Raw genomic sequence first — 16012 nt, 5'->3', positions numbered from 1 at the left:
ATCAGCGCAAAACCTATGCAAGACTGGAACCCTGCGCTGTATCTGCGCTTTGCCAATGAGCGCACACGCCCTGCGGCAGAACTGCTGGCAAGAGTACCTTCCAGCTTGCATTCACCCGCTCGCAGCCTCCGCATCGTGGATCTGGGCTGCGGGCCGGGCAACTCCACCGAGCTTCTGGTGGAGCGTTTTCCCGGCGCCGATGTGGTCGGTGTCGACAATTCCGAAGCCATGCTGGAGACTGCGCGAAAGCAGTTGCCGCAGGCCAGGTTCGAGGCTGGTGATATTGCCTCCTGGGCACCTGCCGAAGGTGAGCCAGCGCCTGATTTGATTTATGCGAATGCCTCCATCCAGTGGGTGGGCGAGCATGAGAGCCTGATTCCCCGTCTGTTTTCGCTGCTGGCGCCCGGTGGCGTGCTGGCCGTGCAGATGCCTGACAACCGTCAGGAACCCTCGCACCGAAACATGCGCGAAGTCGCGCAGCTGCCCCGGTTTGCGGCGCACATCGGAAATGCGAGCAAGGTGCGTACCGAAATTTTGCCCATTGGGGTCTATTACGACCTGCTGGCAGCGCCCCAGCCGGCTGCTCCCGCGAACGAGGCCGCGAGCGTGGATGTGTGGCACACCGTCTACCAGCATCCCATGGACTCGGCCGCGGCGATTGTGCAGTGGCTCAGCAGCACGGGCCTCAAGCCTTTCGTGGAAGGTTTGCCCCAGGAGCTGCAGGCCGAGTATCTGGCCGAGTATCAAAACCGCATCGATGCGGCTTATCCGGAGCGAGCCGACGGCAAGCGTCTGCTGGCTTTCCCCCGACTTTTCATGGTGGCTCAGCGCAAGTCATGACGAAAGAACTGGTTCATCCCGCCACCGTGCTGCTCGACGCTCAGGGTGGCGCTCAGCGTCTGCCCGTCTGCGATCACTACAGCGGCGTGGAAGCGCGCATGCGCAAAAGCCTGCAGCTGCAGGCCGAGATGATGCTGGAGTTCGGCACCTGCGTGTTCGACGTGACGCTGGACTGCGAGGACGGCGCTCCCGTCGGCCAGGAGGCCGAGCACGCGCGTCTGGTGGTCGAGCTGGCGAATGGAGCGGCTCAAGGCGCGCGCGTGGCGGCCCGGGTGCATGCGGTGGACCATGCCCATTTCCAGGCCGACATGGACATCATTGCCGGCGGCGCGGCAGACAAGCTCTGCCACATCATGATTCCCAAGGTGGAGTCGGTGGATGACGTCATCAAGGCCGAAGTGGCCCTGCAGCGCGCGACAGACAAGCGTGTGCCGCTACATGTCTTGATTGAGTCTCCTGCTGCCGTGCAGCAGGCCTTCGACATCGCCGCACATCCGGCCGTGCAGAGCATCTCCTTCGGGCTGATGGATTTCGTCTCGGCCCATGGCGGCGCCATCCCTGCCTCCGCCATGACGGCGCAGGGCCAGTTCGAGCATCCGCTGGTGGTTCGTGCCAAGCTCGAGATCGCGGCGGCCTGCCATGCCCACGGCAAGGTGCCCTCGCACTGCGTGGTCACGGAATTCAAGAATCCTGAAGCTTTGCAGGCTTGTGCGCAAAAAGCCTCGCGTGAGCTTGGCTACACACGCATGTGGAGCATCCATCCTGACCAGATTCGCCCGATTCTGCGTGCATTTGCGCCAGCAGAGGACGAAGTTCTACAGGCGGCACAAATACTTACCTCTGCAGCGGTGCAGAATTGGGCGCCCATCAGTTTTGGTGGTGTACTACACGACCGCGCGAGCTACCGCTATTTCTGGCAGTTGCTGGAGCGCGCTCACCAGACGGGGCAGGTCCTGCCGGTTGAAGTTCAACCCTGGTTTGCCCCGGCCTCAATCCGTTGAACTCATAACAAGTCTGCAGGAGCTAATTCCTATGAAGACCCTGATCGCCACTTTGATGATTGCCGCCCCCCTGGTCGCAATCAGCCACTCTGCCGTGGCAGAAACCGCTCCCAAGGCCAAGGCAGCCGCCGCCAAGAAGGCTCCCGCCGCCAAGAAGGCCACCACTACGTCCAAGAAGGGCAAGGCTGCCGCTGCCGTCGCTGCAGGTGGCGCAGGCGCTGCCGCCGCCGTGGCCGCCGGCCCGGCTTCCTCCCCTCTGGGCACGGAAGAGCTGGCCGTGGCCGAACGCGTGCACAAGGGCCGCATTGCCTGCGAGCTGGGCGCCTATGTGAACGTGAACGCCGACGCAGCCAACCCCGGCTACTTCATCGTGGACGGCCGTGGCTTCAAGTACCACATGTCTCCCGTCAAGACTTCCACCGGCACCGTGCGCCTGGAAGACAAGGCTGCCGGAGCCGTGTGGCTGCAGATCGCCAACAAGTCCATGCTGATGAACCAGAAGGCCGGCCAGCGTCTGGCGGATGAGTGCATGAGCCCCGAGCAGCAGCAAGTGGCCGAAGCCATCCGCAAGAACCCACCTCCCAGCCTGCTGGACAGTAAATAAGTCTGGCGAGGCTGAGGGCTGGCGTATCGCACATGCGCCAGTCCTGTAATTCGCGCTCCACGCGCAGCCTTTTTCAAAAAACCATTGGAGAGAACCCATGTTGAAAGCCTACCGTGACCATGTGGCAGAACGCGCCGCACTGGGCATCCCCCCGCTGCCTCTGGATGCCAAGCAGGTCGCAGACCTGATCGAGCTGATCAAGAACCCACCCGCCGGTGAAGACGCATTCCTGATGGATCTGCTGACTCATCGCGTGCCGCCCGGTGTGGATGATGCAGCCAAGGTCAAGGCTTCCTTCCTGGCTGCCGTGGCTCACGGCGACTTGAAGGTGGGTCTCATCTCCAAGGCCAAGGCCACCGAGCTGCTGGGCACCATGGTGGGTGGCTACAACGTGCACCCCCTGATCGAGCTGCTGGACGATGCCGAAGTGGCTGGCGTGGCTGCCGATGCGCTGAAGAAGACACTGCTGATGTTCGACTTCTTCAACGACGTGGCCGACAAGGCCAAGGCCGGCAATGCCAAGGCCAAGGAAGTGATGCAAAGCTGGGCCGACGCCGAGTGGTTCACTTCGCGTCCCAAGGTCGAGGAAAAGATCACCGTCACCGTCTTCAAGGTGCCTGGCGAGACCAACACCGACGACCTGTCGCCCGCTCCCGATGCCTGGAGCCGTCCCGACATTCCTCTGCACTACCTGGCCATGCTCAAGAACACGCGTCCCGACGCGGCGTTCAAGCCCGAAGAAGACGGCAAGCGCGGCCCCATGCAGTTCATCGAAGACCTGAAGAAGAAGGGCCATCTGGTTGCCTACGTGGGTGACGTGGTCGGTACCGGTTCTTCGCGCAAGTCCGCCACCAACTCCATCATCTGGGGCACGGGCGTGGACATTCCCTTTGTTCCCAACAAGCGCTTTGGCGGCGTAACGCTGGGCGGCAAGATCGCTCCCATCTTCTTCAACACGCAAGAAGACTCCGGCGCTCTGCCCATCGAAGTCGATGTTTCCAAGCTGGAAATGGGCGACGTGATCGACGTGCTGCCCTACGCTGGCAAGATCGTCAAGAACGGCGAAACCGTGGCTGACTTCCAGCTCAAGTCCGACGTGCTGCTGGACGAAGTGCAAGCCGGCGGCCGTATCAACCTGATCATCGGCCGTTCGCTGACCGCCAAGGCTCGCGAAGCCCTGGGTCTGCCCGCATCCACCGAGTTCCGCCTGCCCCAGGCTCCTGCTGCTTCTAACGCAGGCTTCACGCTGGCCCAGAAGATGGTCGGCCGCGCCTGCGGTCTGCCCGAAGGCCAGGGCGTGCGCCCCGGTACTTACTGCGAGCCTCGCATGACCACCGTCGGTTCGCAGGACACCACCGGCCCCATGACTCGCGACGAGCTCAAGGATCTGGCCTGCCTGGGCTTCTCCGCCGACATGGTGATGCAGTCCTTCTGCCACACAGCGGCTTATCCCAAGCCCGTGGACGTGAAGACCCACCGCGAACTGCCCAACTTCATCAGCAACCGCGGCGGCGTGGCCCTGCGTCCTGGTGACGGCGTGATCCACAGCTGGCTCAACCGTCTGCTGCTGCCCGACACCGTGGGTACCGGTGGCGACTCGCACACCCGTTTCCCCATCGGCATTTCCTTCCCCGCAGGCTCCGGTCTGGTGGCCTTCGGCGCCGCTACCGGCGTAATGCCTCTGGACATGCCCGAATCCGTGCTGGTGCGCTTCAAGGGCGAAATGCAGCCTGGCGTGACCCTGCGCGATCTGGTGCACGCAATTCCTCTGTACGGTATCAAGCAAGGTCTGCTGACCGTGGCCAAGGCCGGCAAGATCAACGAATTCTCGGGTCGCATCCTGGAAATCGAAGGTCTGCCAGATCTGAAGGTTGAACAAGCATTCGAGCTGTCCGACGCTTCTGCCGAGCGCTCTGCCGCCGGTTGCACGATCAAGCTGAACCCTGAGCCGATCAAGGAATACCTGACATCGAACATCGTTCTGATGAAGAACATGATCGCTGACGGTTACGCCGACGCCAAGACTCTGCAGCGCCGTATCGAGAAGGTCGAAGCATGGCTGGCCAAGCCAGACCTGCTGGAAGCCGACAAGAACGCTGAGTACGCTCACGTCATCGAAATCGACATGTCCGACATCAAGGAACCCATCGTCTGCTGCCCGAACGATCCTGATGATGCCAAGACCCTGTCTGACGTGGCCGGCGCCAAGATCGACGAAGCCTTCATCGGCTCCTGCATGACCAACATCGGTCACTTCCGCGCTGCAGCCAAGCTGCTGGGCGGCCAGCGTGACATCCCCGTCAAGCTGTGGGTGGCTCCTCCCACCAAGATGGACCAGGACGAGCTGATCAAGGAAGGTCACTACTCTGCCTTCGGTACTGCTGGTGCACGTACCGAAATGCCCGGCTGCTCGCTGTGCATGGGCAACCAGGCTCAAGTGCGCGAAGGTGCGACTGTCATCTCGACTTCCACTCGTAACTTCCCCAACCGTCTGGGCAAGAACACCAATGTGTATCTGGGCTCGGCCGAGCTGGCAGCCATCGCTTCGCGTCTGGGCTACCTGCCTTCCAAGGAAGAGTACCTGAAGGAAATGGGCGTGATCGATGCCGACAAGGCCTCCGTCTACCGCTACATGAACTTCAACGAAATCGCCGAGTACGCGGAAGTGGCGGCCAAGATCTAAGCGCTCAGGCGCCAGATCACAGGGTCTTCAAGGGCCCGCCCCCAAAGCCCGCAGGATGCAAGTCCTGCGGGCTTTTTGCTTTTCAGGCCGTGTGCCGGGCCTGCAGCCGCTGCAGCGCCTTCTGCGTCTCGGCATTTGCGGGAAAGAAGGATTCGACGGCCAGCTCCTGCAGTGTCACGTCCACGGGCGTGCCGAAGATGGTGATGGTGCTGATGAAGCTCAGCGTGCCCAGATCGGTGTGCAGCTCGAAAGGCACGGCGATATGGCTGGCGACCGGGCTGGCAGCGCTGGTGGCTGCCGCGCCATGGGCCGGGCCCTCAAGGCCCGCGAACGGATAGGCTGCAATCTCGTCATGCAGTGCCTGCAGCTCGCCGTCCGCCGTGGCGGCGATCTGCTGCTGCAGGCGGTGCAGCAGATGGGCGCGCCATTGGCCGGCATTGGCCAGACGAGGCCCCAGTCCCTCGGGGTGCAGGCTCAGGCGCAGCACATTCACAGGCGGCTCCAGCAGCCAGGGTGCCACGCCGTCCAGCAGCAGCGGCACGACGGCATTGGCGGCCACCAGGTTCCAGTGTCTGTCCACGGCTAGCGCCGGGCTGGGCTCATGGCCCTTGAGCACCAGCTCCACGGCCTGGCGCGCGGCGGCTAGATCGGGATGGTCCAGCGGGCGGGCCTGGTACATGGGCGCAAAGCCCGCCGCCACCAGCAATGCATTGCGCTCGCGCAGCGGCACCGACAGGCGCTCGGCCAGGCGCAGCACCATCTCTCGGCTGGGCTGGGCACGGCCCGTTTCCACGTAGCTCAGGTGGCGCGTCGAGATCTCGGCCTCCAGCGCCAGCCCTTGCTGGCTCAGCCGGCGGTGCTGGCGCCAGTGGCGCAGGTGTTCGCCGAAGGGCGCGCGTGCGCCGGGCGGCATGTGGGCGGCATGAAAGGAAGAGGGGGCGGTGCTGGAAGTCATGGCCGCATCGTAGTGGCAGGCCGCATAAGCGGCCATGACCTGCGAGGTTATCGACGCTGTGCGCGCGGCTGGCAATCATGGACCCCAGCAGCCGGCACAGGGCCGGCCGCAAGAACTTGCTCTCAGAACAGGAGTTTTCCATGTCCCTCTTTGCCTCTCCCCGTTTTCTGCGTCTTGTGATGTGGGCCGATGCGGCCTCCTGTGCCGCCACGGGTGCGCTGCAGCTGGCCTTGCAGCGGCCGCTGGCCGATCTGACGGGGCTGCCGCCCTTCCTGCTGACGGCAACAGGTCTTTTCCTGCTCGCCTATGCATCGGCCGCCGCCTGGATGGCGCGTCGCCAGCCCCTGCCGCGCACGCTGATCGGTCTGGTGGCGGTTGGCAATCTGGGCTGGGCACTGGGCTGCGCGGTCCTGGTATTTGGCTCCGGCCTGGCGCTCAGCGCCTGGGGTCTGGCCTGGGTGGCGGCGCAGGCGGTCGTGGTGCTGGTCCTGGCCGATCTGCAGTGGGCAGGGCTGCGTGCCACGCGCCATCAGGCTCGCCGGGAGGCGCAGCTCGCGCTTTGAGCGATGAAAAAGGATAGCGGCTAGCGCCTGTCATCTATTGAAAGCAGGCTGATTCATTGTTGAGAACATGGATTGGCAGGCGCTACAAGCTATGCTTTTTCTTATATCCGCCATGCGCCCGGGCGGATAAGCGGGCCGAGGGAGGCAGAGATAATCCCGTACCGCGTAAAATTCACGGTTGCGCCGCGCTGGCGTACTCTTCGCAACCATGGGTTCCCTCGCCCCCATCGACCAAAAAGGACTGTCATGACATCCGCTCATGCCGTGCAGACGCAAGCGTCGCGCGTGCCGTTTTATCTCTCCGTTCTCGTCGCTTTCCATATCGCGCTGGTCATCGCCAGCAACTACCTGGTGCAGCTGCCCATCACGCTGCTGGGCTTTCACAGCACCTGGGGCGCCTTCAGCTTCCCCTTCATCTTTCTGGCCACCGACCTGACCGTGCGCCTGATCGGCAAGACCGCGGCGCGGCGCGTCATCATGCGTGCCATGCTGCCCGCGCTGGTGGTGTCCTATGTGGTGGGCGTGCTGTTCCACGAAGGCCGCTTCAATGGCTGGGAGGCGCTGCAAAGCTTCAACGGCTTTGTGTTCCGCATCGCACTGGCCAGCTTTGCCGCTTATGTGCTGGGTCAGTTGCTGGATATTCAGGTCTTCGACCGCATCCGCCAGAAAAGCCATTCCTGGTGGCTGGCTCCGGCGGCCGCGTCGGTGTTCGGCCAGGTGCTGGACACTGCGGCCTTTTTCTCCATCGCCTTCTGGAATAGCTCCGATGCCTTCATGGCGGCCAACTGGGTGGAAATCGCCATGGTCGACTATGTCATCAAGCTGGGGGTGAGTCTGCTGCTGTTTGTCCCGGCCTATGGTGTGGTGCTGGCGGCCATCGTGCGCAGCATGAGCGTGCAGGCCACGCCCGCAACGGCAATCCGCTGAGGACGCGGTATGCAGGACAGGCCTGGGTGCAGAGGCCTGTCGTGGGTGACATGTGCATCGGCAGCGCCAGGTCCTGCAGGCAGCCGCAGCTTGTGCCAGGTTGGAGGCGGCGAGCGGCAGTCCCGGATGACATTCGGTGATGGCCGAGCCGCCCGAGGTTGCTCTGGCTTGTCGTTTGTCAACGAGTCAATGGGGCGTCACAAGGGCGTGAATTTGGTGGTGCCTCGTTCCAGAAGATGGGTCCGGGCGAGCCTTGCAAGATCGACAATCCGGCAGAAGGCCGCTCCGCCGTCATTGGTGATGACTAGGGTTTCTGAATTCGTCTCGAGCCCATAAAAAAGGCCGTCTTTCAAGGACGGCCTCAGTCTTTCTCCGCGCTGCGCTGCAGGGGCTCAGGTCTGGCTTTGCAGATAGTTCTGCAGCCCGACCTTCTCGATCAGGCCCAGCTGCTTTTCCAGCCAGTAGGCGTGGTCTTCCTCGGTATCGTGCAACTGGGCCAGCAGGATGTCGCGGCTCACATAGTCGCGGTGCTGCTCGCACAGCGCCACGCCTTGTTGCAGGCCGGCACGGACTTCGTATTCGGTATCCAGGTCCTTGCGCAACATCTCGGGTACGGTCTCACCGGGCGTGAATTCCTTGGGGCGCATGTCGGGGCGACCGCCCAGCATCAGGATACGGCGCAGCAGTGCGTCGGCATGCTGGGTTTCTTCCTGCATCTCGTGGTCCAGGCGCGTGAAGAGCTTGGCGAACCCCTGGTCTTCATAGATGCGCGAGTGGGCAAAATACTGGTCGCGCGCCGCGAGCTCGCCGCGAAGCAGGTCCTTGAGGTAGTCGACGACTTCGGGATGGCCTTGCATAGTTGTTGTTCTCGGTGAATTTTCGAAGCCTGAAGTATCCCGCGACTGGCTTCGGGAATCAAAGACAGCTATCAATTCCCGAGCGCACGCGCTCTGGATGCGGGCTGTAAGCAGATGCATTCGCATTGCTCGGTGCTTATCGAGGCTGATCGGGTTCGTCCGATTCCTCGCAAGGGATGGCGATAACCCCCAGCACTTTTGGTCAGCATGGATCGATCAACGATAAAGCAGGGACAGCACTTGGCGCACTTGGCTAGTCCCCGGCAGATGCCACCCCTGCCCACAGGGCAGGGGTGCAGGGCCGCACTAGTTGCAACTGGCTGCGGATGACGCCTCGAAAAATCGAGTTCCCTGCTCGCCTTCCTCAATCTCCTGGGGTTTTCGGATCGTACAGTCAGGCCGAGACGGCTTCATTGCAGGGGAAACGCTCGGCCCAGTGACGAGCCAAATCAATACGGCGGCACACCCACACGTTGTCGTGCTTCTGGATGTGGTCGAGGAAGCGCTGCAGCGCTGTAATCCGGCCGGGACGGCCCAGCAGTCGGCAGTGCATGCCGATGCTCATCATCTTGGGGGCGTTGTCGCCGCTGGCATTGCCCTCGGCGTACAGGACATCGAATGTGTCCTTCATGTACTGGAAGAACGGATCGGCATGCGAGTAACCCTGGGGCAGGGCAAAGCGCATATCGTTCACGTCCAGCGTGTAGGGAACGATCAGCTGCTGGTGCGTCGTGCCGTCGCTCTTGGCAACCTTCATCCAGAAGGGCAGGTCGTCGCCGTAGTAATCGCTGTCGTAGGTAAAGCGACCTGCGTCCGCCACGATGCGGTGGCTGTTGGGGCTGTCGCGGCCGGTGTACCAGCCCAGGCCGTGGTCGCCGCCCGCGCCGTACAGCTCTTCAAAGATGTCCACGCATTGCTGCATGTGGGCGCGCTCGATCTCCTCGGGCACGTTCTGGTAGTGAATCCACTTCAGGCCGTGGCAGGCCACTTCGTGGCCGAGCTCGTCAAAGGCCTGGGCCAGCTCGCGATGCTTTTGCAGCGCCGTGGCCACGCCGAACACGGTCAGCGGCAGACCACGCTTCTCGAACTCCTTGAGGATGCGCCAGACGCCGGCGCGCGAGCCGTATTCATAAATGCCGTCCATGCTCATGTGACGGGCCGGGTAGCTGGCGGGATTGAACATCTCCGACAGAAACTGCTCGCTGCCGGGGTCGCCATGCAGGATATGGTTCTCACCGCCTTCTTCGTAGTTCAGCACGAACTGAACGGCCACGCGGGCTTTGCCGGGCCATTCGGGATGGGGCGTGTTGCGGCCGTAGCCAATCAGGTCGCGTGGGTAGGAGGCGGTGGAATCGTAAGTCATAGGGATACGGATGAAAGTGCCATCGACAAGTCGCGCGTTGGCAAAATACGGTTAAAGGACATGCCTTCTTCCATGTGATCGAGGTGCTGCAACATCAGCTGCACCGCATGTTCGGCATCGCCCGCAGCCAGTGCGGTCACGATGTCGGCATGTTCTTCGTGCGAATGCTCGGCCGCCGATGCAGACTGGTACATCAGGGTGATCAATGCGCAGCGGGAAATCAGCTCGCCCAGCAGCTGAGCCAGCACCTCGTTGCCCATGAGCTCGGCCATGCGCACATGGAAGTCGCCCAGCAGCTCGGTGCACTGGCCCACGTCATTGGCTTCCATGGCCTTCTTCTCGGCAGCCACATGCGCCTTGAGCTCCAACAAGCGGGAGGGTGTCTGCTGCGCGGCAAAATTGCGCACCATTTCGGCTTCGAGCATACGACGCACGGCAAAGACCTGGCGCGCTTCTTCAACCGAGGGCGTGGCCACAAAGGCGCCGCGCGTGGGCTCGAGCTTGATCAGCCGGTTCTGTGATGCCTGAAACAAAGCCTGGCGAACCAGAGTGCGGGAAACACCAAAATGATTGGCCAGCTTCTGTTCCGATAACTTGGTGCCGGGCATCAGCCGATGTTCAACAATTGCTTTGGTCAGACTTTCTGCAATGGACCAGGTGAGTGAGGTTTCCATTGCTTCATCATAAATCTTGAACTCAACACTTGTATACAACGTTGATTGAGGAAAAGCTAGGTGTTCTCCCTTAAGGTGTACCGGACGTTTCTTGAGGCAATCGCAGGAGAAGAAGGGCGAATAGCCCACCAGGCATATTTAACTTACGCTCCTCGTTCAGCCAGCTCCGTCACATGTTCTCTGGGGCGCAAGATTTATCACTTGCCATTGCGGGCATGGTCGAATTTATTGACTCTTCCTATCCTCAACTTCGTAACAGTTCGGTCGCATAAAATCAATTTAATGAGTACTCCAGTCATCACCAAAACCAAGATCGCCGAGCGTCTCATAGAGTCGATCCTGACAGCCAAGCTTCGCCCGGGAGAGAAACTGGGTGAACAAGACATTGCGGACTTGTTTCAGGTCAGCCGCACCCTGGTCCGCGAGGCATTGATGCACCTTCAGACCCGGGGGTTTGTGGAGGTCCGCTCCAGGGTTGGCTGGTATGTTGCAGAGCCTTCGTTTGAGGAGGCTCAGGAAACCTATGCAGCGAGGCGCGTCGTTGAACCGGGCATGCTGCGTGATGCTGGTCAACCCTTGCAGGCAACACTGAAACGCCTGCGCAAGCACATCGCCGAAGAGCGCAAAGCCATTGCCTGTGGGGACGCAGAAGCGCGCAGCTGGCTGCTGGCCGACTTTCATATTTGCTTGGCAGAGTGTCTCGGCAATCGGTTCCTGACTTCCATGATGGTCGATCTCTCGGCACGCACAACTCTGATTTCAGATCTATACCAATCGAAGACTGAGGCCAGAGTCTTCAATGACGATCACGCCGCCATTGTTGAGGCGCTGGCGGCTGGAGACAATCTGCGAGCTGAGCAATTAATGATTGCTCACATCGATGCATTGGCATCGCGCCTTGATGAAAGCCTGATCGGTCGTCGCGGAGCACGCAACCGACTCCGCTCCATTCTGGCTCCTGAAGATTCGTCTTCAGCCAAATAGGCGTTTCAAAGTCGATGGGAGTCCTTGACGGGATCCAGCCTGGTTGAGCCGCTCGGCCGCTTTGCTGATCTTGAGCTCCCAACACTTTCAGGCGAGCCAATATTGAAGCTTGAAGCGCTTGCCCCTACCAGGGCGCGATTGAACTCGCCATCTGTGCTGGTGATGACTTACGCGTTTGCTGATCGTGCCCGGCAGCATTCATCGAGGAGCCGCCTCGGTCCATGGTAATCATGGCACCGACGCTACGCCAGTTCCTCGACCAAGACCTGGAATGGCTCGCGTTGCAGATAGAGGCTGGAACGATTTCAATGAGGGCCATGAAACCACATGGATAGCCATCGCATCGTGGAATGGTCTTCCAGCAAGAATTTCCAATGCCACCGATCGCAACAAGGCGCTCGTCTGCGCATTACCTGCCGAATGGGCAATCCATCTATCTCAACTGCTGCCGACCTTGGTGAATGCAGCTGTCTCTGCCCGGCCCGACATCGCAACTGATCTCAAAGCCATGGGAGCATCAGTGCCGATTGCTCATTGGCGAGCGATATTGCGGCGATGGACGCTGGCTGAATGCCAGCTTTGCAACAACTGACCAGTGACTACTGGTACTCATTCCGGTGTGTGAATTCGAGAGTCTTTTCTATGGCCTCTTGATACGCACAGCAACCTGGCTTTGCACTGCGCGGATCGTGTAGAGGTTCATAGATAGGTATCTACGCAAAACAGCCATGATCAAAGTGTAGGTTTCAGCACCTCGCCCGGGGCAGAAATGCACGCCAGGGCTTGCTGCGCCTGCAAGTGACCGTTCGTCCTCCGATCTGAAGACTCCATCGAACCAATATCTCTGGCCGATAGAACCAGGGTTCCTACTAGCGCCTTGAATTCATGTCTTGTATACATTGCATGCATGTCAGTGATGTGTTCAAAGCATTTCTGAACAAGCTTGCTGAAGCAGGTGGACACGAGGCAGATTCGCTTCATAGGCATCACAGCTCTTCAGCAGCGAAAACATGGCTGCAGGCCTGCGTCGCCCGTAGCCGCTAATAACGGTAGACAAGCATGACCTGCTCAGCCGAAATGAGGTCATGGCAAAGGGGCTCCACGGAGCACCCTGATGGAAGGCGGCATATGAACAACCTAGTACTGGACACCCATGGTGAGTCATTGGCCTCAGGGGCCAACACTACAAGCTCAAAGCGAGATAAAGGCTTGCCGGCCGGAGTTTCTCCGGCGCTGTACAACCACGATCTGGCTCCTACCTCAAAGGAGGGGCGTACCTGGGGGAGCTACAGTCTGTTCACTCTTTGGGCCAACGATGTACACAGCCTCGGCAACTACGCGTTTGCCATTGGTCTTTTTACGCTTGGGCTGGGAGGACACCAGATTCTGATGGCGCTTCTGCTGGGTGCGGCATTTCTGTTCGTGCTGCTGTCCCTCTCGGGCTTTATGGGGACCCGTACAGGGATTCCCTTTCCGGTGATGAGCCGCATCAGCTTTGGCACACGCGGTGCGCAGATTCCTGCATTGATCCGCGGCGGAGTCGCTATTGCCTGGTTCGGCATTCAAACCTACCTGGCATCGATGGTTCTCGACGTGATGCTGATCACGCTGTTTCCCGGCTTGCAGTCGCTGAAAGAGCAAGTTGTACTGGGCCTGCCATTGCTGGGGTGGCTTAGCTTCTCCATCTTGTGGATTGTGCAGGTGCTCATTGCCTGCTGGGGCATGGAGAGCATCCGAAAGTACGAGGCCTTTGCCGGACCTGTAATTCTGTTGACTTTCATTGCCTTGGCAGGATGGATCTTCTACAGCGCCAAGTGGACTCTGCACTGGTCCGCCCCTTTTGAAAGCAGCGGCGGTGCCATGTGGCTGCAAATCCTGGGCGCCGCGTCATTGTGGGTTGCTATCTACGGTACCTTCGTGCTGAACTTCTGTGATTTCACACGGGCAGCCACCTCCAGCAGCGCCGTGGTGAAAGGCAATTTCTGGGGCATTCCGATCAATATGCTGATCTTCGGCTTGATCGTGGTCATCCTGACAGGCGGCCAGCTTGCCATCGATGGCACGCTGATTCAAAGCCCGACCGACATCGTCCAGAACATTCCCAACAAGCCGCTGTTGATGTTGGCCAGTCTTTCGCTGCTGATCCTGACCATCGCCGTGAACCTGATGGCCAACTTTGTGGCTCCGGCCCTGGCGCTGGCCAACCTCATGCCCAGGCATCTGAACTTCCGCCGGGCAGCTCTTGTCAGCGCAGTTCTCGGCTTCGTGATCCTGCCCTGGAATCTCTACAACTCTCCGCTGGTCATCGTCTACTTCCTGGGCGGCCTGGGTTCTTTTCTGGGTCCGCTGTTCGGCATCGTGATGGCCGACTACTGGCTGATCCGCAAACAGCGCGTGAACGTTCCGGCGCTCTATACACACGACCCTGCAGGCCCCTATCACTACCGCAACGGCATCAACCCCAAGGCAATTCAGGCTCTGATTCCTTCATCCCTGATCTCGCTGCTCTTTGCATTCCTGCCGACGCTGCAATCGCTGTCCCAGTTCTCCTGGTTCATTGCAGCCGGACTGGGCGCCTTGTTCTATTGGATGGTTGCACCAAAAGGCCTCACCTACGACGACCAGGATGGCGAAGCCATTTCCGTAGCCTCCGCCAAACACTGAGAAGGAAAGTTGAAAATCATGCGCATTTTGATCGTGAACGTGAACACCACCGAGTCGATGACCCATGCCATCGGCATGCAAGCTCGGAAGGTTGCTGCGCCTGGAACAGAGATAGTCGCGCTGACCCCGCGCTTTGGGGCCGAATCGGTCGAGGGGAATTTCGAGAGCTATCTTGCCGCAGTCGGAGTTATGGATGCGGTGATGAGCTATGGACAACCCTTTGACGCCGTCATTCAAGCCGGCTACGGTGAGCATGGCCGCGAAGGCCTGCAGGAGTTGCTGGACGTTCCCGTGGTGGATATCACCGAGGCAGCGGCCACCGCGGCCATGTTCCTGGGCCACAAATACTCGGTGGTCACGACGCTGGATCGCGCTGTGCCATTGATAGAGGATCGACTCAAGCTCGCTGGCCTGAACGACCGCTGTGCATCGGTTCGCGCCAGTGGCATGGCTGTGCTGGAGCTGGAGACTCAACCCGAGCGCGCGGTTGAAGCGATTGTTCGCCAGGCCGCCCTTGCCGTCAGCGAAGACCATGCGGAAGTCATTTGCCTTGGCTGTGGAGGCATGGCCGAGCTGGATGCCAAGATCCGTGAACTGACTGGTGTACCAGTGGTCGATGGAGTAGCTGCGGCCGTGACCATTGCCGAGTCGCTGGTGCGCCTGGGCCTGAGCACCTCCAAGGTCCGTACCTACGCTCCCCCCCGAGCCAAGCGCGTGACCGGCTTCCCATTCACTAGCCAGGTCGCAGGATGAATTGCCCGGAATTGTGTCAGTCGTCCTGGCCTCTTATTTCCATTCAGACGAGAGTTCCTTGTGGGCAGCCAATGCTATCTCGAAGAGTTCGGCTGTGAAGCGCTGAAGTAGATACGGGCAGGCCTGCCGGTCAGCGATGATCGGTCCTGACTTGGCGTCATAGTTCCGTCACCGCCTGGTGCAGGCAGGCCAGCAATGCCTGCACCAGCGGATTGGCCGGTGTACGCCGCCACATGGCCAGCATCTCCGATGATGGGTGCGAGCCTTTGAGCGGGCGGAACACCAGGCGCGGCATGCCCACGCGCGTCAGCGCCTGGGGTACCAGGGCTACGCCCTGACCCAGCGAGACCAGCGAGATCACCGACAGCCAGTGCCGTACCTCGTGGCGTACTTCGGGTGCAAAGCCATGGGCCAGGCACATCTCGTAGATGCGCTGGTGATAGGTGGGTGAGACCAGGCTGGAGAACAGAATCAGACGGTCGTTTTTGAGTTCGGTCAGATCGATGGCGGAGCTGACCTGCAGCGGGTGGCGGTCGGGCAGGCAGACCACGAAAGGCTCTTCCATCAGCAGCCGGCTGGCAATTCCTTCGGGCGGCTGTATGGAGTGGACCAGGGCCATGTCCAGCCGCATTTGCTGCAGGTCCAGGATTTGCTCTGCGCTGTTGGCCTCAAGCATGTCCACGCGTACCAGGGGGTGGTCGTGCTGGAACCGCTCCAGCGCCTGTGGCAAGCCGCGGTACAGGCTCGATCCCACGAAGCCCAGGCGCAGATGGCCGCGCGTGCCCTGGGCCACGTCGCGCGTTTCCTGGGCGGCCTGCTGACTCAACGCCAATAGCTGGCGTGCCTTGTCCAGCAAATGTTCACCGGCCGCAGTCAGCCGCACGCCCTTGCTGCTGCGCTCGAACAACTGGGCCTGCAGCTCCTGCTCCAGCTGCTTGATGGCCACGGACAGCGGGGGCTGGGAGATCGACAGCCGCTGCGCCGCACGGCTGAAATGAAGCTCTTCGGCGAGGGTGACGAAGTAGTGCAGCAACCTCAGTTCCATGTTTTATTGATATTTAAAAAGTATTGAGAAAGATTTTAATAATATTTGACGTGAATATATGAGGGTGCTGAAATTCGTGGCAGTCCTTGCCTCCGTTGC

General features: G+C 60.6%; 15 protein-coding genes. 10 read left to right on the top strand and 5 right to left on the bottom strand.

Going from position 1 to position 16012, the window contains the following annotated elements; genetic code table 11:
- The first annotated feature begins 15 nt into the window (after positions 1–15).
- The 4 genes from tam (at position 16) to acnB (ending at position 5128) form a co-directional block, all read left to right on the top strand.
- Positions 16–840, top strand: a complete 825-nt coding sequence (tam, locus tag CTR2_RS19620) for a trans-aconitate 2-methyltransferase (protein WP_087081703.1) — start codon at positions 16–18, stop codon at positions 838–840.
- A complete protein-coding gene (locus CTR2_RS19615; RefSeq protein ID WP_087081705.1) occupies positions 837–1841 on the top strand; it encodes an HpcH/HpaI aldolase/citrate lyase family protein in 1005 nt (334 codons plus the stop codon). Before tam ends, CTR2_RS19615 begins: the two co-directional genes overlap by 4 nt.
- Positions 1842–1872: 31 nt before the next feature.
- Positions 1873–2445: a hypothetical protein gene (locus CTR2_RS19610; protein WP_087081707.1), complete on the top strand. Its 573-nt coding sequence runs from the start codon at positions 1873–1875 to the stop codon at positions 2443–2445.
- 97 nt (positions 2446–2542) lie between these two features.
- Positions 2543–5128 carry a bifunctional aconitate hydratase 2/2-methylisocitrate dehydratase gene (gene acnB / locus CTR2_RS19605; RefSeq protein WP_087081709.1) on the top strand — a complete coding sequence of 862 codons (2586 nt, stop codon included), beginning with the start codon at positions 2543–2545 and terminating at the stop codon, positions 5126–5128.
- Positions 5129–5210: 82 nt separating this feature from the next.
- Here the strand turns inward: acnB and CTR2_RS19600 are convergent, their stop codons facing one another.
- Positions 5211–6083: a helix-turn-helix domain-containing protein gene (locus CTR2_RS19600; RefSeq protein ID WP_176391611.1), complete on the bottom strand. Its 873-nt coding sequence runs from the start codon at positions 6081–6083 to the stop codon at positions 5211–5213.
- A gap of 140 nt (positions 6084–6223) precedes the next feature.
- Here CTR2_RS19600 and CTR2_RS19595 point away from each other — a divergent pair, with 140 nt between their 5' ends.
- Complete coding sequence (locus CTR2_RS19595; RefSeq protein WP_087084504.1) at positions 6224–6646, top strand: hypothetical protein; 423 nt, start codon at positions 6224–6226, stop codon at positions 6644–6646.
- A gap of 246 nt (positions 6647–6892) precedes the next feature.
- Positions 6893–7573 (top strand): 7-cyano-7-deazaguanine/7-aminomethyl-7-deazaguanine transporter, encoded by a 681-nt coding sequence (locus CTR2_RS19590; RefSeq protein WP_087081713.1) that lies wholly within the window; start codon positions 6893–6895, stop codon positions 7571–7573.
- 392 nt (positions 7574–7965) lie between these two features.
- Here the strand turns inward: CTR2_RS19590 and bfr are convergent, their stop codons facing one another.
- The 3 genes from bfr to CTR2_RS19575 all read right to left on the bottom strand — a co-directional run bounded on the left by bfr (position 7966) and on the right by CTR2_RS19575 (position 10467).
- Positions 7966–8430 carry a bacterioferritin gene (gene bfr, locus CTR2_RS19585; RefSeq protein ID WP_087081715.1) on the bottom strand — a complete coding sequence of 155 codons (465 nt, stop codon included), beginning with the start codon at positions 8428–8430 and terminating at the stop codon, positions 7966–7968.
- 394 nt (positions 8431–8824) lie between these two features.
- Positions 8825–9793: an allantoinase PuuE gene (gene puuE, locus CTR2_RS19580; protein ID WP_087081717.1), complete on the bottom strand. Its 969-nt coding sequence runs from the start codon at positions 9791–9793 to the stop codon at positions 8825–8827.
- Positions 9790–10467 carry a GntR family transcriptional regulator gene (locus tag CTR2_RS19575; RefSeq protein ID WP_087081720.1) on the bottom strand — a complete coding sequence of 226 codons (678 nt, stop codon included), beginning with the start codon at positions 10465–10467 and terminating at the stop codon, positions 9790–9792. The genes puuE and CTR2_RS19575 overlap by 4 nt, the downstream gene beginning before the upstream one ends.
- Positions 10468–10749: 282 nt before the next feature.
- Between CTR2_RS19575 and CTR2_RS19570 the strand changes: the two genes are divergently transcribed.
- The 4 genes from CTR2_RS19570 to CTR2_RS19555 all read left to right on the top strand — a co-directional run bounded on the left by CTR2_RS19570 (position 10750) and on the right by CTR2_RS19555 (position 14868).
- On the top strand, positions 10750–11451 hold the full coding sequence (locus tag CTR2_RS19570; RefSeq protein ID WP_003063980.1) for a GntR family transcriptional regulator: 702 nt from the start codon (positions 10750–10752) through the stop codon (positions 11449–11451).
- A gap of 271 nt (positions 11452–11722) precedes the next feature.
- Entirely contained in the window at positions 11723–12043 is a 321-nt protein-coding gene (locus tag CTR2_RS19565) for a hypothetical protein (protein WP_176391612.1), read from the top strand.
- A 536-nt stretch (positions 12044–12579) separates the two neighbouring features.
- Complete coding sequence (locus CTR2_RS19560) at positions 12580–14115, top strand: NCS1 family nucleobase:cation symporter-1 (protein WP_087081724.1); 1536 nt, start codon at positions 12580–12582, stop codon at positions 14113–14115.
- Positions 14116–14133: 18 nt separating this feature from the next.
- A complete protein-coding gene (locus tag CTR2_RS19555) occupies positions 14134–14868 on the top strand; it encodes an aspartate/glutamate racemase family protein (protein ID WP_087081726.1) in 735 nt (244 codons plus the stop codon).
- Positions 14869–15025: 157 nt separating this feature from the next.
- Here the strand turns inward: CTR2_RS19555 and CTR2_RS19550 are convergent, their stop codons facing one another.
- Positions 15026–15913 (bottom strand): LysR family transcriptional regulator, encoded by an 888-nt coding sequence (locus CTR2_RS19550; RefSeq protein WP_087081728.1) that lies wholly within the window; start codon positions 15911–15913, stop codon positions 15026–15028.
- Positions 15914–16012 lie beyond the last annotated feature (99 nt).

The organism is Comamonas thiooxydans (assembly GCF_002157685.2).
Classification (GTDB): Bacteria; Pseudomonadota; Gammaproteobacteria; order Burkholderiales; family Burkholderiaceae_C; genus Comamonas; species Comamonas testosteroni_H.
The sequence above is the reverse complement of the archived record's forward strand: the minus strand, read 5'-3'. Positions and strand labels throughout refer to the sequence as shown.

Bases quoted from the DNA above. Each gene is read 5' to 3' on its own strand.
- tam (WP_087081703.1), top strand. From the start codon at position 16: ATGCAAGACTGGAACCCTGCGCTGTATCTGCGCTTTGCCAATGAGCGC.
- CTR2_RS19615 (WP_087081705.1), top strand. From the start codon at position 837: ATGACGAAAGAACTGGTTCATCCCGCCACCGTGCTGCTCGACGCTCAG.
- CTR2_RS19610 (WP_087081707.1), top strand. From the start codon at position 1,873: ATGAAGACCCTGATCGCCACTTTGATGATTGCCGCCCCCCTGGTCGCA.
- acnB (WP_087081709.1), top strand. From the start codon at position 2,543: ATGTTGAAAGCCTACCGTGACCATGTGGCAGAACGCGCCGCACTGGGC.
- CTR2_RS19600 (WP_176391611.1), bottom strand. From the start codon at position 6,083: ATGACTTCCAGCACCGCCCCCTCTTCCTTTCATGCCGCCCACATGCCG.
- CTR2_RS19595 (WP_087084504.1), top strand. From the start codon at position 6,224: ATGTCCCTCTTTGCCTCTCCCCGTTTTCTGCGTCTTGTGATGTGGGCC.
- CTR2_RS19590 (WP_087081713.1), top strand. From the start codon at position 6,893: ATGACATCCGCTCATGCCGTGCAGACGCAAGCGTCGCGCGTGCCGTTT.
- bfr (WP_087081715.1), bottom strand. From the start codon at position 8,430: ATGCAAGGCCATCCCGAAGTCGTCGACTACCTCAAGGACCTGCTTCGC.
- puuE (WP_087081717.1), bottom strand. From the start codon at position 9,793: ATGACTTACGATTCCACCGCCTCCTACCCACGCGACCTGATTGGCTAC.
- CTR2_RS19575 (WP_087081720.1), bottom strand. From the start codon at position 10,467: ATGGAAACCTCACTCACCTGGTCCATTGCAGAAAGTCTGACCAAAGCA.
- CTR2_RS19570 (WP_003063980.1), top strand. From the start codon at position 10,750: ATGAGTACTCCAGTCATCACCAAAACCAAGATCGCCGAGCGTCTCATA.
- CTR2_RS19565 (WP_176391612.1), top strand. From the start codon at position 11,723: ATGGCTCGCGTTGCAGATAGAGGCTGGAACGATTTCAATGAGGGCCAT.
- CTR2_RS19560 (WP_087081724.1), top strand. From the start codon at position 12,580: ATGAACAACCTAGTACTGGACACCCATGGTGAGTCATTGGCCTCAGGG.
- CTR2_RS19555 (WP_087081726.1), top strand. From the start codon at position 14,134: ATGCGCATTTTGATCGTGAACGTGAACACCACCGAGTCGATGACCCAT.
- CTR2_RS19550 (WP_087081728.1), bottom strand. From the start codon at position 15,913: ATGGAACTGAGGTTGCTGCACTACTTCGTCACCCTCGCCGAAGAGCTT.